Annotated in this window: 19 protein-coding genes; 3 read left to right on the top strand and 16 right to left on the bottom strand. The window is 44.1% G+C overall.

Features of this window, described 5'->3' with window-relative positions; genetic code table 11:
- Positions 1-2 precede the first annotated feature (2 nt).
- From mraY to GPUN_RS13735, 16 genes are all read right to left on the bottom strand, one after another.
- The gene (mraY, locus tag GPUN_RS10520; RefSeq protein ID WP_006006489.1) at positions 3-1085 is read right to left on the bottom strand and encodes a phospho-N-acetylmuramoyl-pentapeptide-transferase; all 1083 of its coding nucleotides are present in this window, start codon (positions 1083-1085) and stop codon (positions 3-5) included.
- The gene (locus tag GPUN_RS10515) at positions 1085-2587 is read right to left on the bottom strand and encodes a UDP-N-acetylmuramoyl-tripeptide--D-alanyl-D-alanine ligase (RefSeq protein ID WP_006006487.1); all 1503 of its coding nucleotides are present in this window, start codon (positions 2585-2587) and stop codon (positions 1085-1087) included. The genes mraY and GPUN_RS10515 overlap by 1 nt, the downstream gene beginning before the upstream one ends.
- Positions 2584-4209 carry a UDP-N-acetylmuramoyl-L-alanyl-D-glutamate--2,6-diaminopimelate ligase gene (locus GPUN_RS10510; protein WP_006006485.1) on the bottom strand — a complete coding sequence of 542 codons (1626 nt, stop codon included), beginning with the start codon at positions 4207-4209 and terminating at the stop codon, positions 2584-2586. The genes GPUN_RS10515 and GPUN_RS10510 overlap by 4 nt, the downstream gene beginning before the upstream one ends.
- A complete protein-coding gene (locus GPUN_RS10505) occupies positions 4196-5977 on the bottom strand; it encodes a peptidoglycan glycosyltransferase FtsI (protein WP_006006483.1) in 1782 nt (593 codons plus the stop codon). The genes GPUN_RS10510 and GPUN_RS10505 overlap by 14 nt, the downstream gene beginning before the upstream one ends.
- Positions 5977-6297 (bottom strand): cell division protein FtsL, encoded by a 321-nt coding sequence (ftsL, locus tag GPUN_RS10500; RefSeq protein ID WP_040520946.1) that lies wholly within the window; start codon positions 6295-6297, stop codon positions 5977-5979. Before ftsL ends, GPUN_RS10505 begins: the two co-directional genes overlap by 1 nt.
- On the bottom strand, positions 6294-7259 hold the full coding sequence (gene rsmH, locus GPUN_RS10495) for a 16S rRNA (cytosine(1402)-N(4))-methyltransferase RsmH (protein WP_006006478.1): 966 nt from the start codon (positions 7257-7259) through the stop codon (positions 6294-6296). The genes ftsL and rsmH overlap by 4 nt, the downstream gene beginning before the upstream one ends.
- Positions 7256-7714 carry a division/cell wall cluster transcriptional repressor MraZ gene (gene mraZ / locus GPUN_RS10490; protein WP_006006476.1) on the bottom strand — a complete coding sequence of 153 codons (459 nt, stop codon included), beginning with the start codon at positions 7712-7714 and terminating at the stop codon, positions 7256-7258. The genes rsmH and mraZ overlap by 4 nt, the downstream gene beginning before the upstream one ends.
- Before the next feature lie 435 nt (positions 7715-8149).
- Positions 8150-8923, bottom strand: coding sequence for a SapC family protein (locus GPUN_RS10485; RefSeq protein WP_006006474.1), 774 nt, complete (start codon positions 8921-8923; stop codon positions 8150-8152).
- 394 nt (positions 8924-9317) lie between these two features.
- Positions 9318-10460, bottom strand: coding sequence for an alpha/beta hydrolase (locus tag GPUN_RS10480; protein WP_006006471.1), 1143 nt, complete (start codon positions 10458-10460; stop codon positions 9318-9320).
- Between the two features lie 89 nt (positions 10461-10549).
- The gene (locus GPUN_RS10475; RefSeq protein WP_006006469.1) at positions 10550-11299 is read right to left on the bottom strand and encodes a glutathione peroxidase; all 750 of its coding nucleotides are present in this window, start codon (positions 11297-11299) and stop codon (positions 10550-10552) included.
- A 317-nt stretch (positions 11300-11616) separates the two neighbouring features.
- Positions 11617-12738, bottom strand: coding sequence for a beta-ketoacyl-ACP synthase III (locus tag GPUN_RS10470; protein WP_006006466.1), 1122 nt, complete (start codon positions 12736-12738; stop codon positions 11617-11619).
- A 203-nt stretch (positions 12739-12941) separates the two neighbouring features.
- Positions 12942-13853 carry a hydrogen peroxide-inducible genes activator gene (locus GPUN_RS10465; RefSeq protein WP_006006464.1) on the bottom strand — a complete coding sequence of 304 codons (912 nt, stop codon included), beginning with the start codon at positions 13851-13853 and terminating at the stop codon, positions 12942-12944.
- 191 nt (positions 13854-14044) lie between these two features.
- Positions 14045-14758 (bottom strand): phosphate signaling complex protein PhoU, encoded by a 714-nt coding sequence (phoU, locus tag GPUN_RS10460; protein WP_006006462.1) that lies wholly within the window; start codon positions 14756-14758, stop codon positions 14045-14047.
- Positions 14759-14818: 60 nt separating this feature from the next.
- On the bottom strand, positions 14819-15625 hold the full coding sequence (pstB, locus tag GPUN_RS10455; protein WP_006006460.1) for a phosphate ABC transporter ATP-binding protein PstB: 807 nt from the start codon (positions 15623-15625) through the stop codon (positions 14819-14821).
- A 44-nt stretch (positions 15626-15669) separates the two neighbouring features.
- Positions 15670-17298, bottom strand: coding sequence for a phosphate ABC transporter permease PstA (pstA, locus tag GPUN_RS10450; RefSeq protein ID WP_006006458.1), 1629 nt, complete (start codon positions 17296-17298; stop codon positions 15670-15672).
- Positions 17288-19645 (bottom strand): ABC transporter permease subunit, encoded by a 2358-nt coding sequence (locus tag GPUN_RS13735; protein ID WP_006006457.1) that lies wholly within the window; start codon positions 19643-19645, stop codon positions 17288-17290. The genes pstA and GPUN_RS13735 overlap by 11 nt, the downstream gene beginning before the upstream one ends.
- Positions 19646-19741: 96 nt before the next feature.
- On the opposite strand from GPUN_RS13735, the gene GPUN_RS10440 reads away from it, so the two are divergent.
- Genes GPUN_RS10440 through GPUN_RS10430 form a run of 3 tightly spaced genes read left to right on the top strand, consistent with a single transcriptional unit; the run spans position 19742 to position 23880 of the window.
- On the top strand, positions 19742-20245 hold the full coding sequence (locus tag GPUN_RS10440) for a glycine cleavage system transcriptional repressor (RefSeq protein ID WP_006006455.1): 504 nt from the start codon (positions 19742-19744) through the stop codon (positions 20243-20245).
- A gap of 32 nt (positions 20246-20277) precedes the next feature.
- On the top strand, positions 20278-22350 hold the full coding sequence (ppk1, locus tag GPUN_RS10435; protein ID WP_040520944.1) for a polyphosphate kinase 1: 2073 nt from the start codon (positions 20278-20280) through the stop codon (positions 22348-22350).
- Positions 22351-23880 (top strand): Ppx/GppA phosphatase family protein, encoded by a 1530-nt coding sequence (locus tag GPUN_RS10430; protein WP_006006451.1) that lies wholly within the window; start codon positions 22351-22353, stop codon positions 23878-23880.
- Positions 23881-23891: the final 11 nt, after the last annotated feature.

Raw genomic sequence — 23891 nt, 5'->3', positions numbered from 1 at the left:
CTCTACCTCAACTTAAGCGTGGCTAAGCCAACTAACACGAGGATAAGCGAAATGATCCAAAACCTCACAATGACTCTTGGCTCAGGCCAGCCCTTTAGCTCAAAATGATGGTGAATAGGCGCCATTCTGAATATGCGTTTGCCACGTGTTTTAAAACTCCACACTTGCAAAATAACTGACAGCGTCTCTGCTACAAATATACCGCCCATGATAAATAGCACTATTTCTTGTCTGACCAGCACCGCTAGCACGCCTAAGGTGGCGCCTAATGATAGGGATCCCACATCGCCCATGAAAACTTGGGCCGGATAAGTGTTAAACCATAAAAAACCAAGACCTGCGCCGACTATAGCGGTGCACACAATGACTAGCTCACTGGTCATTGGAATAAAAGGAATGTGTAAGTAGCTTGAAAAATTTATATTGCCCGTGGCGTAGGCGAAAATCGCGAAGGCACCTGCCACTAATATAACCGGCACTATGGCAAGGCCGTCTAAACCGTCGGTCAAATTAACCGCGTTGCTGGTGCCCACAATAACAAAGTAGCTCAAAACTAAATAAAAAAGGCCAAGCTGAGGTAAAACGTCTTTGAAGAAAGGCACAATTAGCGAAGTTTCGGCCGCCATGGTGGTGGTTGAGTACAAAAAGAAGGCCACCCCAATGGCAATGATGGACTGCCAAAAGTATTTCCATCTGGCAATAAGCCCGTTGGGATCTTTGCGCACCACTTTGCGATAGTCATCTACAAAACCTAAAATGCCAAAACTCACCACCACAAACAGCGTCACCAGCACATACTTATTAGTTAAGTCGGCCCATAGCAGACAGCTGGTTAATATAGCCGCAAGTATCAGCACGCCGCCCATGGTAGGCGTGCCTGATTTTGCCAAATGAGTTTGCGGCCCGTCATCGCGTACGGTTTGTCCAATTTGCATACGCTTTAACCACGCAATCATTTTAGGCCCAATTAAAATAGCGATAAGTAGCGCGGTTAAGGTACTTAAAATTGCTCGTAAGGTAATATAAGAAATTACATTAAAGCCACTTTCGTATTGAGTAAGCCATTGTGCCAGCCAGAATAACATTAATCAGGCTCCTTTTTGTTCGACAGTAAACCATCATCGCTTTGACTAAAGTCAAATGCCATTAAGGCCTCGACCACTTTTTCCATAGCCGCACCGCGCGACCCCTTCACTAGGATAGTTACGCTGGTGCTTTGTTCCATTTGGCCCAGTGTATTTTTACTCACGCTAGTATTTGAACGAAGCGGCGTAGAACGGGCAATGAGTGGCCGTATAATTTTAATTAATGCTTCAAATGCAGATTGGGTGTCAGCACAGGCGATACCTTTGCTTTGCATTGCGCTGCTGGCATGCCTACTTAAGGGACCGCAACTAATCAAGGCGTCTATATTATGTGTCTGTGCGTATTCGCCTATTTGCGTATGATACATACTCGCTTGGTCACCTAGCTCGCCCATATCACCAAATACAAGTACCCTTGTGCCAGTAAAACTTGCCAGTAAATCAATCGCGGCTTTAACTGAACCCACGTTTGCATTATAAGTATCATCAAGTACTTTAATAAACGGCGTTAGCTGCTTGACGCTGAGTCTGCCGGCAACACTTTGCATATTGAACAGTCCTTGTTGAACATTTGATAAATTAGCCCCTGCACTTATTGCTAAAGCCGCTGAAAGCACAGCATTTCCAACGTTGTGAATACCAGGCACTCGCAATTTTATGGCCACGCTGCCAATGGGCGTAATCATCTCAAACTCAGCGCAGCCGGCAGAGTTGATAGAAACTTTTTTAGCATGAAAGTCACCCTTATCAGATTCATATGAAAAGGTGAGTATTTGCTGCGTGCTTGAGGTACCTTGCCAAAATTCGAAAAACTGACTGTCATGATTCAGTATCGCAACCGCCTCTGGCGCCAGGCCTTTAATAATTTCACTTTTTGCACGGGCAACCCCAAACAAACTGCCGAAGCCTTCAATGTGTGCTGGTGCAGCGTTGATAATGGTGGCAACATCGGGTTTAACTAAACCGCAGGTGTAGTCAATTTCACCTTGGTGGTTAGCGCCTATTTCAATTACCGCATACTCATGGCTTTCGTTCAGGTTTAGTAAAGTAAGCGGCACACCAATATCGTTATTGAAATTGTCTTTGGTTGCGAGTACTTTGCCCCGAGTGCTTAAAATTGCATTAACCATTTCCTTGACCGTAGTTTTTCCACTAGAGCCGGTTATAGCGATTGTTTTGGGAGATAATTTTTGTTTTACTGCTGCCCCAAGTTTGCCTAAGGCAATTCGCGTGTCGCTGACTCTTAAGGTAGGAATAGCACATGTAAAATCAGGCTCACTGACAATTACCGCAGCAGCCCCTTTATCGATAGCGGCGGCAACATAGTCATGCCCATTAAAATTTGGACCCACTAGGGCAATAAATAAATCGCCTTGGCGGATAGAGCGAGTGTCGGTACTCACGCCCTTAATAATTTGGTTAGCAACACTCTCTAGCATAGGCTCTGGCGTGCAAGCAGCTTCAATTTTTTGCGCTATCCACGCGACAGAAACGGCTATCATTGTGGGCCTCTTGAACTTTGCGCGCTTGGCGTGTTTGTGCGCGGTGCAACAGCACTAGTTAGTCGCCTAACAATGTTTCTTTCGTTATAGTCAATACGCTGATTATTGATCTCTAGGTAGTCTTCATGTCCTTTACCCGCCACTAAAATAATGTCGCCGACGCTGCTGGCTTGCCACGTTTGGCAAATCGCCTTTTCGCGATCAAGTTCAATGCTAAGGCTTTGGTGCGGCGCTAAGTCATGCAGGCCTTTTTGTATGTCTGCTATAATAGTAGAAGGCTTTTCGTTTCTTGAATTGTCTTGGGTAAGTACAATGCTGTCAGCATATTGCTTTGCTATACGGCCCATTAGCACTCGCTTACTGCTATCGCGATTGCCACCGCAGCCAAAAATACAAATTAATTTGCCTTGAGTATGCACGCGCGCTGCTAGTAAGGCTTGCTTTAGTGCATCGGGAGTATGTGCATAGTCTACTAAAACGCTGGCTTTTGTACTTGTAAACAGCTCCATCCTGCCAGCAACAGCGCTAATGCTTGAAACGGCATCAACAAGCGCAGCAAACGAGAACCCTTGAGCAAGCAAGGCGGTTACTGCGGCCAATAAATTTGCCACATTAAACGCACCTATTAACGGCCCGGTGACGCGCTGCTGAGCGTTAAAATAGGGAAACCGTGCGTGCAGCATAAAGCTTATTCCTTGTGTGGAATAGTTTATCTCGCTGGCCCAACATCCATGCCTCTTTGCACTTAAATCATGCAGCGAAAACCAGTATACCGCTTGCTCATCAAAGGTCTCAACTTGCCACTTTAACGACTCATCATCATCGGCATTAAGCACAATTTCACTTAGGTCTTGGGCCTTTAACAGCAGACGCTTGGCCTGACCGTAAGATGCCATAGAACCATGGTAATCAAGATGATCTTGGGTCAAATTAGTGAACACACCGCAGCCAACCTTTAGTTTACTCAAGCGGTCTTGCGCAAGTCCATGTGAAGACGCTTCTAGCATTACACTGGTGCAGCCTCTTTTTTGCAGCGTGGCTAAGGTAGTAACAAGCGAAATGATGTCAGGCGTTGTGTTAATCGTTTCACTTAGCTTTTGTTGCGCGCCTTTAGTAAACAAATTCACCCCAAGTGTACCTATACTGGCGCTCGGCTCATGACATAAACTGCTTAACTGCGCCATTAACGATGCCACCGATGTTTTACCATTAGTGCCGGTAACGGCGGTAATACTGGGCAGCGCATTTTGTGATTGATTTGTGGTGTTATTACCAGTATAAAAACAGTAGGCAATATCTGCGAGCTTCTGCTGTAAATCGTGCACAAACAAGCAGCTTATAGCATGCTCACTTTTACCGCGGCGCTCTTCAAGCATGCCGTGCTGCTGTGACTTGGCGGTATCTAAAAAAGCCAGTGAGCAACCGCTTTTGGCGGCCATATCAATATACTGATGACCTGAGGTATGGCTACCTGATATAGCTAAAAATAAAGTGCTAGCGTTAACCGCGCGACTGTCTAAACTTAAACAGTCAAGCGCTGAAAAGTCACGCTGGCACAATGTGGCTGAGTCTATGTGTAAATAGCGCAGCACGTTGTGCAGCCTAAGGTTAGCGCCGGGCATTAAGCTGTCGCTCCACTACTGCGTCTATATTCATAGCGTCGGGAGGAATATTCAATATTTGCATAGTGTCTGACACAATAGATGAAAACACAGTCGCGGCGGTGTCGCCGGCGTGATAGTAGTCACCGCCTGGTTCGTTAATTAACACTACCACCGCAATTTGTGGATTTGAAACAGGCGCAATTCCCGCAAAAATATTAACATACTCTTGACCGTAACTGCCCGCAAAGGCCTTTAAACTTGTGCCCGTTTTACCTGCTACCCTGTATCCTGGGACTCTCGCCTTGTAAGCGGTGCCGTCTTTTTGCGTTACCGCTTCCAACATTAGCAGCACATCACTGGCCACCTGCTTTGAAATGACACGTTCAGGCTCGGTGACCGGATTCATATTCTTTACCACCGACAGCGGGCGCTTCAAACCGCCGTTTGCAATAGTGGCATACATGCGAGCCAATTGTACCGTGGTAACTGCAATGTTATAACCAAAGGAAAGTGACGAAATTTCATGATCGGACCAGCGCGCGCGCTCATGGAAAAGGCCGCTTGATTCGCCAATCATGTTAGTACCCGACTCACTCATTAAACCCATATTGTAATAGAAGTCTATCAGCACTTCTTTGGGCATAGACAAGGCCAGCGCTGAGGTACCTATATTACTAGAATGCTGCATAATTTCGGTAATACTCAGTTTGCCGTAATTTCTAGCATCTTGTATACGACTGCCGCCCAATCGACGCCAGCCTGGAGAGGTATCAATTATACTGTCTTTCTCATAATAGCCGCTTTCGAGCGCGGCGATTATGGATAAAGGTTTAAGCACGGAGCCCGGCTCAAAGGCGTCGGTGATGGCTCTGTTTCTCACGCGATAGCTTTCCATGGTTGCGCGATTGTTAGGGTTATACGAAGGTGTATTAGCCATTGCCAGCACTTCACCTGTGTGCACATCAACAATGACCACTGACGCAGACGCGGCCTGAAAAATGATTGTAGCTTCTTTTAACTGCCTAAATGCGATTGCTTGAATGCGTTGGTCAATGGTTAGCGTGACATCGTTGCCCTGTTTACCGGCCGTCTGTTCGAGTATTTCAACCTGTCTATTTTTCCCATCGCGAATAATTTTACGTTCACCAGGCGTGCCGGTAAGCCATTTATTATAAAGACTCTCGATACCTTCGCGGCCTTTATCGTCGGCGTCGGTCATGCCAATAATATGTGATGACACTTCACCTTTTGGATAATATCTTTTTGACTCGTCAAGTAAAAACACACCAGGCAGAGCTAAGTTTCTCACAAAGGTGGCCATAGCCGGCGTAACTTGGCGCTGTAAATAGACAAAGCGGCCGGGGCCGCTAACGCGTCCTATCAATCTGTCAACATCGGTGTCTAATACCTCTGCTAAGGCCTCCCATTTACGCAAATCTTCCAATGAATTATTATCTGCGATTATCTTAGGATCTGCAGACACCGCTTGCGCCGGCACGCTCACCGCAAGTTGCTGGCCATTTCTATCGCTTATTAGGCCTCGATAGGTAGCGTTTTCGCGAATACGTATAGTACGTTTATCGCCTTTTTGAATCAGTTGGTCACTTTGGATGACTTGAATAAAAGCGGTGCGAGAGGCCAAGGCGACAAACACGGCTAGCACCGCAATTAACACCACCCAAAAACGCCATTGCAAAAGCGTAGGGGCGACTTTTTGTTTAGCGTGACGCGAACTTTTCTTTGCTATTCGCTTTCGTGGCTTTGACGGACTTGACACGGCTGTCATTATTTCACCCTCAGTAAGACTTCGTCTTCGCGGGTAGGCCTTTTCATGCCCAATTTTTCTGACATAGCGCGTTCAATACGGTTGTGCTCGGTAAGTGCACTTTGCTCTATTATTAAGTGTCGCCACTCAATGTCTAAAGCATCCTTTTGTTTTACCAGTTGCTCTTGTGTTATCACAAGCTGTCTATTTTCATGGCTACTAATAATAACGGCAAGGGCTGAAGCGATTACACAAAAAAACAAAGCCAAGAGAAACAAATGCCGGCTCAAGTCCGACATAACAATCACTAATAAATTAAAATTCGTGCTTGGCTTACTCATAGTTTCATGGCCGCTCTAAGCACCGAACTTCGCGATCTAGAATTTCGCTGCACCTCTTCATCGCTTGGCTTGATAGCCTTACCAATTGGCTTGAGGATTTTTCCAAGGTCAAGCACGGCTTGGGTAAGCGGCAGTTTTGAGGGGTATTTTGGCCCTTGGCTTTGGCTTTTAATAAAACGCTTAACCATTCTGTCTTCTAAAGAATGAAAGCTAATTACCACCAAACGGCCACCCGTGCAAAGCACGTCTACCGATTCAGCAAGTCCTAATTCAAGCTGTTTAAGCTCGCCATTAATAAATATACGCACGCCTTGGAAGGTCCGTGTTGCGGGGTGCTTAAACTTGTCTTTGACCGGCACGGCTTTATCTATTAATGCCGCAAATTCGGCCGTAGTTTCTAAGGGCTTAATAACGCGCTGTTCTAGTACTGCATGAGCAATGCGCGTGCCAAACTTTTCTTCTCCGTATTGCTTGATGACTGTAGCGATCTCGCTAAGGCTGGCGGTATTTAACCACTGTGCTGCGCTTACACCAGAACCGGTGTCCATACGCATGTCAAGTGGACCATCTTTTTGAAAGCTGAACCCGCGCTTGGCATCGTCTAGCTGAGGAGACGATACGCCAATATCCATTAATACGCCGTCTATTTTGCCATATAAACCAAGATCGTTTACAACGGTCTTAATGTTGGCAAATGCACAATGATGAATACTAAATCGCTGGTCGCTAGCAAGGCTTGCTCCAGCTTCAATAGCCTGTGGGTCACGGTCTAGAGCTATGAGACGGCCGCTGTCACCCAACTGGCTTAAAATAGCGCGGCTGTGACCGCCGCGGCCAAAGGTCGCGTCTATGTATATACCGTTAGCTTTGATGTCAAGGGCTGCAATGGATTCTTGCAGCAACACAGAACGGTGCGAGAGTGTCGCACTTGCGTTGGCTTGTTCGGGTATGGCTTTTTTCATAAAGAGAAGTCCTGAAGTCTTTCGGACTGCTCGTAGTCGCCCGTTTGCTCTATTTTAAGATCTTCTGCTACTTGTGCAAACCATGTGCTTTGTGACCAAATTTCAATACGATTACGCTGACCCACTAACATAATCTCTTTATCAAGATTGGCATATTGCCTTAGCGTAGGTGCGACTAGCACACGGCCACTTTTATCCATTTCTACGTCGGTTGCATAACCAATAAGCAAACGCTGAATGCGCCTTTCATCGGAATTCATGGTCGAAAATTTACTTAGTTTTTCTTCAATAATATCCCACTCTGGGAGTGGGTAAAGTAGTAAACAGGATTGTCGATTATCAACCGTACAGACCAGCTGTCCCTGGCAATCATCCATAAGGGATTGACGGTATCTTGTGGGAACCGTCAAACGACCTTTTGTGTCAAGATTGATTGCGTTAGCGCCGCGGAACATTACCCCTAGCCTTTTTAGTTGTTAGTAGCTCATGTTATTTTTATTATTAAACTGGCTGCCACAGTTGATAAAAGAACAAAGTATAAATAAACCCTTTTTTACCACTTTCTCCCACTATTTGACAGTTTATTGACTTTCAACGCTTAATGTCAAGTTTATTTACACTTTATGGCGTATAAAATACACCTAGAGAAATCTTATGTTCAGATCCAAATTTATATTCGTGTTAAGTAACCATATTTATCATATACTTAGGGGTAATTTATAAAATAAAGGTTATAGATTGAAAAGTAAACGTTGCGGTCATTAGTTCTTGTTTTTTAAAACTTATTTAGCTCGCTTTGTTGCGGGCGTAACATTACTGACGTAAAAAACCGCCTTAGCGGTTTTTTACAATATTTTTAAGATAACAACGTGGTAATCGCTATTGATCACTTAAGCAATTGGCGCTTGCTCAACGTCAGGGGTTGCTGCAGGCGTCGCTGGCGCTATTTGAATTGACTTTATCGGGTTGTCTGTTTTGTTCGACAGCTCAACTAAACGATTTAACTGACCTAAAGACAGCATGGTCGAATATGCTGCGCCTAAAAAACCAGACTTATGCAGTTCTAGCACTTTGTCATCGGCTAAAGCGATAAGTTTTTTCTCGTCTATTGACAAAATACCCGTCACATTGCGCGCTTGGCCGCTGCTGTACGCAATACGAATTTGGATTACTTCCAGTAATTCTAGCGCTTGGAGTTGCTTTATAAAACGCTGATTTTGTACTTCACTATTAGCCAGTTCGGTTAAAAATTGCTGACGATTTTTAAGAAAATCGCTAGCCTCGCCCGCTTCTGTGAACAAGGGCTGACCTTCGTCGCTTAGCAACTCACTGTTCTCATCGATATATAAACCAAGGCGGTCACCGTCTGGACGTATGTCAAAAGGGTAACGCTGAATATTCATTGGTACGTGGGGTCCCTGCCAGCGTCCTTCAGCATAAAACAAGTTTTGGCCTTGCTCTAACCCGAGCATTGCCACAGAATGCACATTTTTAGATTTTGGATCTTCAATAAACACCAGCGGCATAGAGCCTGCTAGCTGCGCATATTCACGAATAGTGGTAGCGGCTAAATGGGTATTAGCCACCATGTCAAAATTAACTTTTGGTACAACTTTTAATGCACTGTGCTTTTCTTTATCAAGGGGAACGTAATTAGTAGCCATGTGTAAATCTCTATTTTAATATTTTATTTTAAGCTCAAAGAAGCCGCGTATTATTGTATAAATGCGCTTAAAAGTCACTATTTAACCAAATTTTAACAAAGACTTCCTATAGGTTCCTGATATTCATATTTCTTTTTTAATAAGCCCTTAAAATTATTTGTCCATAGGCGCTGTTTTTAAGGAAAAAAATGCAGGAGTATGTACTAGACGGTTGTCAAAACAAACGTTGATATTCATGAACACTCATTTTCAAATAGCTTGCGTTGCATTAATTACTTGACTGAAGCTACAGCGGGCATAGCATTCAAAAGAAATATAACAACAGCTTGCCACGAGTATGATCACAGGTCGAAACAGTGGCTTCAAGCGCTAAGATCTAGTGTAAATGCCCAGACTATACATCATTTTGTTTTGCTAATGTCTCGGATAAGAAAATGTCCAACATCATTAGCATTTTCCTATGCACTGGGTTAGTCTGAGGCATCGAGCACTTTTCATTTTCATTTATTTTAGTCTTATCAAAGGTTAGATTAACGATTTGCGCTGAACTCATGGGCAAGTCGGCATGGCATAAATCATACGACTCATCAATTTTGAATATAGTATGCTCGCCTTTCATTTGTTGGGTCAGTGCTTCAACCCCATTAAACAAAGTTACCTTGTCGGCCATTGAATGCGCAGCAAAAATAGGCTTGTTTATTTGCTTAGTTTTCAATATACCTCTAATATCATGCAGAAGATCCATTAGCACCAGCCCAGCATAACTGGCCACTGAAGGGTACTTGAAAGGGTGTGCACCAAGGGTTTCATACTTACCATCTAGCCACGTTGCCAATGTCTTCATGCCCCAAATTTTTGACATTGACTCAGCAGAGCCAGAAAGCTCAAGGGCACCCGAAAATAGCAACAGCGCTGCAGTCTCGTGAGGGTTGTTAAGTGTGTAATAGGTGGCAAATGTACCTCCTGCAGAGAATCCGCCCACCACAATGGGCAAGTCCGCTGACGCTGCCATATCTCGGGCAACCGCCATTACGCTGTTTGTATGCGCCACCCATCTTGTTTTGAGCTGCGGATCTTGCATGTCGGCATCGGCGTTTAGTTTGCCATGGCCAGGAATAAGCGGCGCTATTACCACAAAGCCTTGGTTGCGCAAAAACTCGCCTATTGAACTTATGAAATACGGAGAATCACTTAAACCATGAAACAACACTACCACACCTTTAGGTTCATCCATGCTAGGAGAAAGTCTAGGCAGTAATACAAAAGGGGCATTACCGTCGTTTTTAAGGTTTTCATAGCAAACCTTCACGCCATTGGTAAAGGTCTCATCGCAGGCTTTTACCGGCCCTAATTCATCCGCATAAATATTGAAAAAGCCCTGCGACTGCACAAATAAGGTCTGCATTTTTTGGCTCGAATTAGGTCTATCTTGAACAGCAGATGCCACAGGCGAACACAACAGCAAATGAACCAGTGAATAGCAAAAGAGCGCCTTTTTAGCAGCAAAGCTGTTTCGTAAACAAACTAGTATGGTCATGAAATTCGTACCTTAAATTGGGTCAGTAAAAGATCGAAAAAAAGAGCCAACGTAGGCTCTTTTAGGATAACTAGCAAGCACTACGCTACTTACTTTGCAGCGAAGTACGCTTCTAAATCATCGCTTCCGCCTATGTGTTTACCGCCTATAAATACCTGCGGTACCGTATCCCGGCCGCTCACTGCTTTTAGAGAAGACAAGCTAGCGTCTTTGCCAAGCACAATTTCTTCATAATCGTAGCCGTGTTTAGTTAGCAGTGCTTTTGCATCTACGCAAAAAGGGCAGTTTGGCTTGGTAAACAAAGACACTTCAGCTGGTGCGCCTTCACCGGGCGCTAAATAATTGAGCATCGTGTCGGCGTCTGACACTTCAAAGGGGTCGCCTGGTTTATTTGGCTCAATAAACATTTTCTCCACAATGCCGTTATTCACCAGCATAGAATAACGCCAGCTGCGCTTGCCAAAGCCTAAATCTTCTTTGTCTACTAGCATGCCCATGTCGAATGTGAATTTACCGTTGCCGTCGGGCACGACCGTAATATTATCGGCTTCTTGATCGGCTAACCAAGCATTCATTACAAAGGTATCGTTAACCGAAATACAGCAAATATTGTCCACACCATGCTTTTTGAATAAGCCTGCAAGCTGGTTGTAACGCGGCAAATGGGTTGATGAACAGGTAGGCGTATATGCACCCGGTAACGAAAATACCACTACTTTTTTATTGGCAAACAAGTCGTCGCTAGTCAGTTTTTTCCATTCCTGGCCAACGCGAGTAGGCCAACTTGCTTGTGGTACTGCTTTACCTTCCATATTTTTTACTTCGGCAGGATGTGTCATCATGTGTCCTTAAATATTAATAAACAAAGATAGCCTTAATATACTACCTTAATGTGAGTGTGGCGACTAAGAACCCGCCTTCAAATCGTCTAACTGGTATTTATCTATAAGCGAATATAGAGTGGGACTTGTGATCCCAAACAATTCAGCTGTTTTTGGCATATTCTGCTCTGACTTCTATTTTGAAACTCACGGAAGTTATCCGGCCATTTGTGATTTAACATGGCATTGATAGCGCAATGCGGTCAAGCATTGCAAACTGATCAGTAGTAATGATGAAACCTAAAGCCGAAGCCGATATCGAATAACAAAGGCATTTAGCGTTTTTGGACCAGTAAGCTGCCAATAGAATAGCCTGCGCCAAATGAACATAAAATTCCATAATCACCGCGCTGCAAGTCATGGTTATGCAGGTTAAAAGCAATCACAGAGCCCGCTGAAGCAGTGTTTGCATAAGTATCTAGTACTACTGGGGCTTCATCGGTGGTAGCTTCTCGGCCCAATAATCGCTTACTTATTAAGGTATTCATATTTATATTGGCCTGATGTAGCCACCATCTGCGTAAATCTTGTGGCACAAGCTCATGAGCAGCCAGATGTTCAGTTATATGCTGCGCCGCTAAGGGGCATACTTCTTTAAATACTTTGCGTCCTTCTTGGTGAAAAAGCTTATCTGGTCCATAAGGGTCTTCATCAGTGGCATGCGTTATATAGCCAAAATTAGAACGTATATTATTAGAGTACTGGGTCATCGCTCTTGTGCTTAAGATATTGTAAGCATGCTCACTGCTAACCGTTTCTGCGCTTTCAAGCACAACGGCAGTAGCCACATCGCCAAAAATAAAATGGCTGTCGCGATCGGTGTAATCTATTTGTGGTGATACTAACTCAGGGTTAATCACTAATATTGCTCTGGCAGTGCCAGCAGCCACCATTTCATAAGCTCTATGCATCCCAAATGTGGCTGCAGAGCAGGCTACTAGCATATCAAAACCGAATCCTTTGACGCCTAGCGCTTCTTGTATTTCAATGGCAATAGCAGGATAAGAACGCTGAGTGTAGGCGCATGCAACGATGATAGCGTCGATGTCTGCGGCAGTTTTATTGGCGCTGGCAAGGGCTTTTTGGGCTGCTTCTAGCCCAATTTCAGCCTGCTGAGATAGTTCGTTATCAGCCCGGCATGGCAGTAGTGGGCGCATTCTGTGAATGTCGAGCACGCCTTTTTTTTCAAATATATAGCGGCTTTTAATACCCGAGGCTTTTTCAACAAATTCAGCGCTTGAATGGGGCTTAGCAGACAACTGCCCTGAGTCGATTTGCGTTTTATTTTGCTCGTTATAATAATCAGCATAATCGTTATACGAGTTAATTAGCTCTTCGTTGCTTATACTATGTTTGGGTGTCCATAAACCAGAACCGCTGATCACAACTTGTTGCATATTTACTCCTATTTAATTGCCGATGGTGAGCTAATATTCGGGTTGTTTAAGCGCCTAACCTGAGTAATAGTGTTCAAAGCTGTCTGTATATGCTCAAGCATACTAGGTTTATTCTATATTTGCATACATAACTATATGCAAATGAGCGGGCAATCGACGTATTATACTTTTAAGACTTTTGACTAGCCTCATCGGCGCAAAATTTACCTTAACAATGCAGGCTTTGGCATAAGGGGCGCAAGCAAGGTTGCTATTGCTCTAAACAACTGCACGCGGGTAGTGCCGTTTCGCCATACTAAACCAATTTCCCGAAAAGCATTGTTGGTCACCGCCATGGCCTCTACGTTTGTGCCATTTAAAATGCCGTGCTGCAGTGCCATAGCAGGCATGAAGGTAAATCCCATCTGGCTGTTCACCAGCGTGACTAGGGTGTACAAACTGCTTGCGGTTAAGGAACTCACCTGCGCTTTATGCGCTAAACCGCAGGCGCTTATAGCATGTCCAGTTAAACAATGCTCTTTTTGCAGCAAGAAAATACTGTTTAGCGGGAGCTGTTCAATTTGTACGTTTTTAGGCAGCTGCTTTGCTTTGTCTTTGTGCGCAATTAAATGAAACGGGTCTTGACCCAGCAATAGCTGTTTGCAGCCTGGTGTTTTCATGGGCAAGGCCAACATCAACAAGTCAACATCACCTTTTATTAGAAGATCCGTTAGATTATCAGTGGTATCTTCTAATAACTGTAGCGTTAGTTTGGGTAAATTTTGCTGCAAGGTATTAACGAGCTGTTCAAACAAAAATGGCGCGATCGTGGGGATGACGCCTATTTTTATATTCCCGGCCTGCCAATCGCCAGACGACTGTGCAAAGGCTATCCAGTCTTGTGTTTGGTTTAACAAGTCCCTACTTTTTTCGACAAGAGCTTCACCAAAGTAGGTGAACACAAAGGTTTTATGCTCTCTTTCAAGAAGCTGTTGGCCAATAGAATCTTCGAGGTTTTGAATGGCCGCACTAAGGGTTGATTGACTCACACTGCATTTTTGGGCCGCGCGGGCAAAATGCTGCTCTTTGTGCAATACACTTAAGTAGTAAAGATGTTTTAAATTGGGTAATCGCAAAAGTACACACGCTAAATCAAAGTGTCTTAATAATCTAAGGTTAGCACGTGCACGAGCTTGTTACCAAGCCATTATTGCACGCCAACCTTGGTTTGCGTGGTGGATATAGGCAAGCCTGTGCCAGAGGCAATTAATTAGGGCAAACCGCAAGCCAAAACCTTCGTTTGCTCGAAAAGGCAGCGAAAGTTAGTTTATTTTAAGAGCTTCTTGACCGTTTTTTTCATGCTAGAGCTGTGTAAATCTCGACCATAAGTTAAATAAATGACGTACTCACAGATATTTTTGCATCTGTCGCCTATACGTTCAAAGGACCTTATTGCCCACAGCACGTCCATCCATATTGCTATATCTTGTGGATTAGATTGTATTTCGGCTGCAGTTTGTTCGATGATTTTTTTATATACTTTGTCAATTTGGGTGTCTAGTTTGTGCGCAATAACCGCGGCCTTGTCATCTTGTCTGGCAAAAGCATCGAAAGTAGCTCGCATCATGGCAACATTGCGATTGCCAATATCCATCATGCCCGACAGCACTATATCTGATGCAGGAATGCGATCTTTAGTCACAAGCTTCGCCACTCTGGCTATTTCATCGCCAATGCGCTCTAAGTCGGTGGCGGTTTTTGAAACCGTCATGACCAAGCGTAAATCACCAGCGGTAGGGTTTCGCTTAGCAATAATACGCATGCACTCTTGCTCCACCTGCGACTCCATGGAGTCTATGCGTGAATCATTTAAAGCAACGCGTTCTGCTAAACTTGGCGCATTTTCTTTAAGTGCAACTAGAGTGTTAACAAGCTGCTGCTCTAGCACACCGCCCATGGTCAACACCGAGTGCTTTAAGTTCTCTAACTCTTGATTGTATTTGGCAGAGATGTGCGTATTCAGCTGTATTTGACGGCGCATTACTGACTCCCACTATTAGCGCTTGATAACGGCTGTAAACGCCTTAACGCGCATATAAAGCTATCCATACCGACCTGTAATATAGTCTTCGGTTTGCTGTTTGTTGGGCATAGTAAATAAAGAATCACTGTCTGAATATTCAATTAATTCACCCTTGTGAATAAACGCCGCGTAGTCAGACACCCTCGCCGCTTGCTGCATATTGTGTGTCACTATAATTAAGGTGCACTGCTGTTTAAGCGCTACCATTAGTTCTTCTATATACAAAGTGGTAAGGGGATCTAGCGCCGAGGTAGGCTCGTCTAGCAACAGTACTTTAGGCTCTAGGGCTAAGGCTCTTGCTATCATTAAGCGCTGCTGCTGACCGCCCGAGAGCGTGAGTGCAGATTCAAACAGCCTGTCTCTTACCTCGTCCCATAAAGCCGCGTTTCGAAGGGCCTTTTCAACGCTGTCGTCAAGAAAGCGTCGACGCTTTTCGCCTTGAATGCGCAGGCCAAAACTGACGTTATCGTAAATACTCATCGGAAACGGGTTAGGACGCTGGAACACCATGCCTATTTGGCTACGAAGCCTTGAAACCCGTTCGCGCTTATCGTAAATATTACGATTGTCTATCCATACTTCACCGCTTATCTCATGCGTACTTATAAATTCATTCATACGATTAAAGCTGTTCAACAAAGTGGTTTTACCGCAGCCGCTTTGCCCAATAAGCGCGGTAATCTTATTTTTAGGTATGCGAATACTAATGTCGTTTAGCACCTTTTTGGCATTTAGCGACACGCATAAATGCCGAACATCGACACTCGTTTGTTCTTTTGAGAACTCTTCGACAGACAGTGCCTCACGTTCAAATAGTTTAAACATTTTTTTTATGTTCGCTCATGATAGTCATTCATTACAACCATTCATTACAGCCGCTCATATTTATTTCTAAGCTTATTACGCAATAAAATAGCAGACAGGTTAAGTAAAAGTACAACGAGTAGCAGCAGCATACAAGAAGCAAACATTAAAGACGATACCTGCGACTCCGTTTGATTATGAAATGCACCGTCATAAATAAATACGCCTAAATGCATAAACTGTCGTTCTAAATGTACGAATGGAAACTCACCGTCTATGGGTAGTGTGGGTGCAAACTTTACGGCACCTACAAGAATAAGCGGCGCAACTTCACCAGCAGCGCGTGCAATGGCTAAAATAACACCTGTTAAAATACCCGGACTGGCCATTGGCAGCACGACTTTTACGATGGTTTCGTATTTTGTAGCGCCTAGCGCTATAGCACCCGAGCGCAAATTGCTCGGCACGCGGCTTAAGCCTTCTTGAGTGGCCACAATCACCACCGGCAAGGTCAGTATACCCATGGTTAGCGACGCCCATAACAAACCAGGCGCACCAAACGTAGGCGAAGGTAGCTTATCTGAATATAGTAAGCTGTCGATAGAGCCGCCTAGCACGTATACAAAGAAACCTAAGCCAAACACGCCATACACCACTGACGGCACTGCGGCCATGTTGCTTACGCAAATACGAATAGTGGTAGTCAATCTGTTGTCGGGTGCATATTCATGTAAATAAATAGCCGCAATTGCACCAAAGGGGGTCACTATTATGGCCATAATAATCACCATTAGTAAGGTCCCAAATATGGCGGGAAAGACACCGCCACTGGTGGAGGCCTGCTTGGGCGAGTCGCTTATAAATACAACTATTTTATTCAAAATGTAGCCAATAGATTGCCAAGAGCTTAACTGGTTGGGCTGATAAATATCCTGCACTTTATTTATGGCAAGACTCAAGAGCTCGCCGCTGTCTAGGCGAATATTTATTTTATAGCTGCCAATTTGTTCAATAATATTGTTGGCGTGCGCTTGCCAAAGCATGAATTCGGCTAAGGTAGTTTGGTAAAGCGGCGTATCCCTTGCAACCTGCTTATTGTCAAGCTCACTTATCGCCCGGTGCAGACTTTGCAGGCGCTGAATTTGAATGTCGCTTAAATTTTGCTGTAAACGCGCCACTTCTGACTGCAAAACAACTAAATTCGCTAAGCTTTGCGACACCTTGCTGCCTTCTTGCAAGCTTACGAATTTGCCTACTAGGGTTTGCCCTGAGGTAGTATTAATTTGGTATAAACTGTCTGCTGCGCTGACCGTTATTTTTGGCATTTCTTGGGTTTGGGCTATGTACTGAATAAGCAACTTTTGCTGCAAGCTACTGGCAAGCTCTGCGGCTGACAAATGGCTGAGGGTATACTGAATTTGCTCCTTTTGAACTGACCTATCTGGCACTGACGTGCCTTTTCCTTGCACATCTTGTGCGTTCGATAGCGTATGAACAGTCGTGATCTGATAAGCAGACATAGGCATAAAATAACGCCCGCCCTGCACGCCAATAAAAGCAAAAATACCTACTAGTACAATTAAAATAGTGGCGCATGCAAGCATAGCCAGCACTTCTAATAAAGACTGTTTGAACTGCTGCGCATAATCACCGCGCACATATTTGTTAGTCAGTAGGCTTAATTTACTGATCATTGTTGTGCATCCTACGTTTTAGCAAAGCAGCAATGGTATTCACTACAAAAGTGAAGGCAAACAAGATAGCGGCGGTCAAAAATAAAATATGATATACGGTACTGTCGACCGGCGCTTCTTGCAGCTCTATGGCTAGATTTGAGGTTAATGTGCGCAAACCTGAGAGTAAATCCCATTTGGCAATAGGCGTATTGCCGGTCACCATTAGAACAATCATGGTTTCACCAAAGGCCCGCCCAAAGCCCAACATAATGGCCGATACTATACTGGGAAATGCCACCACCAACACCACTCTTACGAGGGTTTGAACTTTGGTCGCGCCCAAGGCAAATGATGCTTGTTTTACCCCTTCTGGCACTTCAAATAAGGCGTCGTCAATTAAGGTATAAATCGTAGGGGCAATGGCCACACCAAGCGCTAGTGACACTACAATAGCGGTTTTTGACAGGGTTAAATTAGACGCTACTAGCACCAGCGAGTCATAACCCTTACTGTGTGAGTAGTCAGTAATTAATAAGCTTAATGCGAAAATAAAGACGACTCCAAGCAGCAGCAGCGAAGCGTTTAGAGGAAGCTGCCAGTTATCCAGCTTCTTATGCGCAATTCTGCTGTGTAAAAATCCGTGGATCGCGGCAATAATTAAGACCACAAAAGGTAATAATATAAGCACCGAGAAAATGGAAATTAGATAGCGCTCGGCAAAAGGTGCCAGCCACACCGCGGCTATAAAGCCGATAATTACCGAAGGAATAGCCTCTAGCATTTCAATACTTGGCTTGATGGCATTGCGAATATGGGGAGGTGCAAAGTAAGCCGTGTAAATAGCCGCGCCAAGGGCTAGCGGCAACGCTACGATAAGCGCCAGAACAGATGCTTTTACACTCCCCATGATTAACGGAATAACGCTATATTTGGGCGATTGAGACGCATTCGACACCGAAGTTTGCCATAAATACTCTTTACTGGCATAGCCGGCATAGTCGTTTTTACCGAACAGTATTTGCATGCTTGTCATGCCTTGGAGCTGGCTAATTTGATATAGCTCAAACCTGTCGTCTAAGCTTAGCTGCAGCTGGCCTTGCGCATAGTTGATTCTGCTAATTGGGCCCTTTAAGGTTTTTTGTAGCTTTATGTCGCCTGTCACAATATTCATTAAGATTAAGTGACCGTGTTCATCTACGAAAAAACCAGCGTTATGTTGTAAATCAAACGCTGTGTGCAACGTGCCTAGGCCCATTTCTATTGGCATAGGCAATGCTAAAGTCTTTCTTAATAAGAAATCACCGCTGTTGTTAACAAGTGTAAATTTGTTCAGGCTGACGCGGCTATTTGTATTTTTATCGTTGTTGCTAGCTTGTTTGTTATCATTGCTATGGTCTATGTTAGGCTCTACTGAGCGCACAAAGATGTCGAGTGACGATGGCGAAAGACTAAGCGCATTAATGTTCGCTTCATTGTGTGTGGATCTGCCGTTTTCATAAGCTTTAGCCTTGTCTGTCATTGCGCTGTTAACTGTACTGTTGATTGTATTATTGATTGTATTATTGATTACGCTGTTGGATACGTCAGTAAAATTACCGGCTTCATCCAGCACCAACGTTTGAATAATGTTCAATTGACTATCGTACATTCGCAGTTCGTTATGCGTCGCCACTAACACTTGCTCAAACGGTACGATAGGCAACAAACGCATCGCACCTTCATATAATCTGATAGTGGGCGCCTCTAAGCTTGAAAAGCTGTGCCTGAGAGTGAGGATATTATTAACACGACTTTGCGTGCGAACGGGGCGTTGAATAAATAGTTCTTCGCCACTTAAAGAAATGTTCCAAGTACTTGAGTTTGTTTGACTAAATTCATCTGGCAGTGCAATAGACGATGTTAAGAAGAAAGAATCTTTATTTTCTAAATAATATATTTCTAAGACATTGTCACTGGTCAACACTACTACATGTTGATTTTGATCGCCTGCTAAGGCAATGATATGTTTAGTGCAGTTTGGTGCAAATTTTTTAATCGCGCGATTAGCAGGGTTAACGCTAGCACTGCCGTCGTGGGCTAAAGACACGCTTGCGCTTAGATACAGCGCACAGTCTTTTACGCTTAAATTCACCCATTCCCCCTGCAGTTGAGTAAGGCCAATACTGTTGCTAGCAAAGCTACTTAAGGTATTATGGATTCTTTCGCTTTTAGGCGATTGCAGCAAGGGCAAGGCATTTGTGAGTATATGTAGTAGTAAGGTGGCAAAAATGGCCAACACCAATAGGCCAAACGCAGTAACAACTAGCTTAAAAAAGTAGTCACGGCGAAAACGGCGTTTCTCAAATAGGGTAGTTTTGCTTTTCATTACATAGAATTGGGTTTACATTTCATAAACAAGATGTGATTTTGCGATTATAAAAACACTTTACCACCCACAAATCAACTATAAGGAATCAAGAATATGCAGGCAATGGTACTTTCGATAATAGGGGCAGACAAATTAGGCTTAGTAGACGAGGTTGCCAGTGCAGTTGCCAAGGCCGATGGTAACTGGCTGCGCAGTAGTTTTTGCCATTTAAGCGGCCATTTTGCTGGGTTTGTAGAAATAATGCTGCCCAAAGAAAATCACAGCAGTTTAGTGCGTGACTGCCACGCGCTGTCAAACTTACAAATAACCCTATTGCCCGCAAATGAGGCGACATCAACAAACACTAAGCGCATTCGCATAAAAGTGACCGGCAACGATCGCAAAGGCATAGTGTCGGACGTAACGAGCGCCTTAACACGCTTTGATTTAAACATCGTTGAGCTAGACACAAAATGCGAAAGCGCACCCAACTGGGGGAATTTACTCTTTAGCGCAAATATTGTGGTAGAAACCTCTGAAAATATTGATACCACTAAGCTACGTGCCGCAATAGAAGGTATTGCAGATGATTTAATGGTAGACTTAAAAGAGAAGTAATTCTGTATAAATACTATCAAAAACAAGGAACTATGACTAGCATGAGTATTTTGTATTTCCCTAAAGAAATCAGTTGGCTTGCATTTAACGAACGTGTGTTACAAGAGGCAGAAGATATAAATACCCCTTTAGTTGAACGTCTGCGGTTTTTGGGGATTTATAGCAATAATTTAGACGAGTTCTATCGTGTGCGGGTGGCCGATGTAAAACGCCTTATTACCATTAGTCAAAACGAAGAACAGTTTGATACAGCCGCCGAATTAATCTCTTTGCTGACGCGTATTCATGAAAAAGTGCGCGGCCTGTCAGCCAAATTTGACCAAACACACCGCAAAGTCACGAAAGAATTAGAACGCTATAATATTTTCATTTTGCATCATTCCCAGCTTAGCCAGACGCAAAATCAATGGGTACAAGAATACTTTCGTAATCATGTTCTGCGTCATGTAGCACCCATTTTACTAGACAATAAAGTACAGCTAATTCAGCGTCTAAACGACAGCTCGGTTTATTTAGATGTGGCCCTGTATCGTCCCGGCAGAACCACTAGATATGCGGTGGTAGAAATCCCCACTAACGCCACCGACCGCTTTATTGTGTTACCACCTCAACGCACTCGCAAAAAGAAACAAATCATTTTACTTGATGACATTATAAAGCTGTGCGTTCACGAAATTTTTAGGGGTTTTGTCAAGTTTGAAAACGCTGAAGCCTATTCGTTTAAGATTACCCGCGACGCAGAGTATTCCATAAACGACGAGATTGACGAAAGCTACGTAGAAAAAATGTCGGAAAGCATGAAACAGCGCTTAATTGCTGAGCCCGTACGCATTATTCACGACTTTGGCATGCCCAATGAGATGATTGCAGATTTACGCAAACGCCTGCGTATTTCATCTTCTGATACCATTCAATCGGCGGGGCATTACCGCAACTTCAAAGACTTTATTAGCTTTCCAAATGTGGGGCGTGCTTACTTAGAATATGCGCCCCTAGCGCGCATAAGGAACAAAACCTTTGCCCAACACGACACTGTTTTTCAAGCCATAAACAAGCAAGATATTTTGCTTTACTACCCGTATCACGACTTTTTGCATTTTACAGAATTTGTGCGCCAGGCCGCTTTTGATCCCATGGTTAAACATATTAGGCTGAATATGTACCGAGTTGCCAAAGGTTCACGCATAATTAACTCTTTGGTTGACGCCGTTGATAATGGTAAAAAAGTGACAGTGGTGGTGGAGCTTCGCGCCCGCTTTGATGAAGAAAATAACATTGCTTGGTCAAAACGCATGACCGACGCGGGCATTAAAGTGATTTTGGGCAACCCTTCGGTAAAAATTCATAGTAAACTGTGTATTGTTACGCGCGAGGAACGCGGCAAACTGCGCCACTATTCGCACTTTGGCACCGGTAACTTTAATGAAAAAACGGCGAGGATCTACACTGATTTTTCACTGTTTACCTGCAACCAAGAGCTTGGACTAGAGGGTATTGAAGTCTTTGAGATGATCATAAACCCCTATCGTAAGTACCGCTTCAACCTGCTGCAGGTCTCGCCTATTAATGCGCGTAGTAAAATACAATCGCTTATTCGCCAAGAAATTCAGCGCCACACAGAAGGCAACAAGGCCTGCATTACGATTAAACTGAATAACTTGGTTGACCCAGAGCTCATTGACGATTTGTATCGCGCATCGCAGGCCGGTGTAAGAATCAGAATTATATGCAGAGGAATGTGCTCGTTAATACCGGGCGTTAAAGGACGAAGTGAAAACATTAGTATAATCAGTATTGTAGATCGCTTTTTAGAGCATCCGCGCATAATGGTGTTTGAAAACGGCGGCGAGCGTAAGGTGTTTATATCCTCAGCCGACTGGATGACACGCAACATGGATTACCGCATTGAGGTTGGCTGCCCGGTATTTGATGAAGACGCTAAGCAGATGCTGATAGATTTACTTGAACTTCAATTTCAAGACACCCTAAAAGCCCGTGTTATTGATGAAAAGCAAACTAACGAGTATGTGAAACGAGGCAATCGTAAAAACATACGTTCACAAATACAAACTCACGAATATTTAACCAAACGAGAGGAGTTCTAGTTGAGCGACCTGTACCAAGTTTTCAACGACAAGCAACACGCAAAAACTGAACTATATGCCGCCCTAGATTTAGGCTCAAACAGTTTTCATTTGGTCGTTGCAAGAGTTGTTGCCGATGCTGTTCAAGTAGTGAGTAAGGTAAAACAAAAGGTGCGCTTGGCGGAAGGTTTAGACGATCGCAATATTCTATCAAGCGAAGCAATCTCGCGAGGCGTAAGCGTACTGGAAAGTATGAAAGAATCAATGCAAGGCATTGAGCCAAGAGCGATTCGCGTTGTGGCAACACACACGCTGCGCCGAGCAAAGAACTCACGCGCGTTTTTACGCCAAGCGCGTAAAGTGCTGCCCTTTCCTATCGAAATTATTTCAGGCAATGAAGAAGCACGGCTTATTTTTGTAGGCATAGGCAGTAACTCTTCCTATTCGGGTGAGCGCTTAATTTTTGATATAGGCGGAGGTTCTACAGAATTCGCCATTGGCAGCGGCACCGAGCCTAGAATTACTAAAAGTATTCAAATAGGCTGCGTTAGCCATCAGCAGCGCTTTTTCCAGAATGGCGAAATAAGCAAAGACGCCACACGAAGAGCGGTAACCGCGGCCAAAGTTGAACTTGAACTTGCTGCGATAAGTTTAAACCGCTTTAAGTGGGAACAGACCGTGGCCAGTTCGGGCACAGCACGCGCGGTGTGCGCGGTAATTAATAGTAAAAAAGGCGTGTCTGTAGATGCGCCAGTAACATACCAAGCGTTGCTTGATTTACTTTCTCAATGTATTGAATTAGGCCACAGCGAAGCCCTTAAGTTTGAAGGCTTAAGTGTAGATAGGCAGCCTGTATTTGTGGCTGGGCTATGTATTTTAATTGCGATATTTCAATCGTTAAAAGTGACCCAAATGGCGTTTAGTGAAGCAGCCCTGCGCGAAGGTGTTCTGTATGAACTGCAGCCTAATCACAGCAGCCAAAATGTGCGCGTGCGCACGGCCCAAAGCTTAGCTACACGCTATGCGGTTGATATAAACTACGCCCACAAAGTCCTTACCACCTGCATGTACATTTTTGACAGTGTTAAAGACGCGTGGGAGCTCAAAAAACCGTCCCTCAGGCATTTCTTAGGCTGGTCTGCGCTATTGCACGAAGTAGGCCTTCAAATACATTCAAGAGGCATACAAAAGCACTCTAGCTATATACTACAATACTCTGAGATGGCCGGATTTAACCAAGATCAGCAGCAAATAATTGCATCTTTAGTTAGGTTCCATCGTAAAAAGATCCGCAAAGACGACTTGCTAACAGAGGCAAGTATAAGTGAAAGAGAGTTGACTCAACTGCTAGTGATTTTACGTTTAGCGGTGCTGCTAAACATCAATCGTTCAAAGTCGACCTTACCTGAGTTTACTATTACCGTAGAAGATAATGAGCTTAAGCTCGGTTTTGCGCAAGAATGGTTTGAATTATCGCCTTTATTACTGGCTGATATTGGTCAAGAAAATGACTATTTAAAGCATACAGATATGCATTTAACCTTGCTGTAGTCTTACTTTAA

The organism is Glaciecola punicea ACAM 611, from assembly GCF_000252165.1.
In the GTDB taxonomy this organism is placed as follows: Bacteria; Pseudomonadota; Gammaproteobacteria; order Enterobacterales; family Alteromonadaceae; genus Glaciecola; species Glaciecola punicea.
The sequence above is the reverse complement of the archived record's forward strand: the minus strand, read 5'-3'. Positions and strand labels throughout refer to the sequence as shown.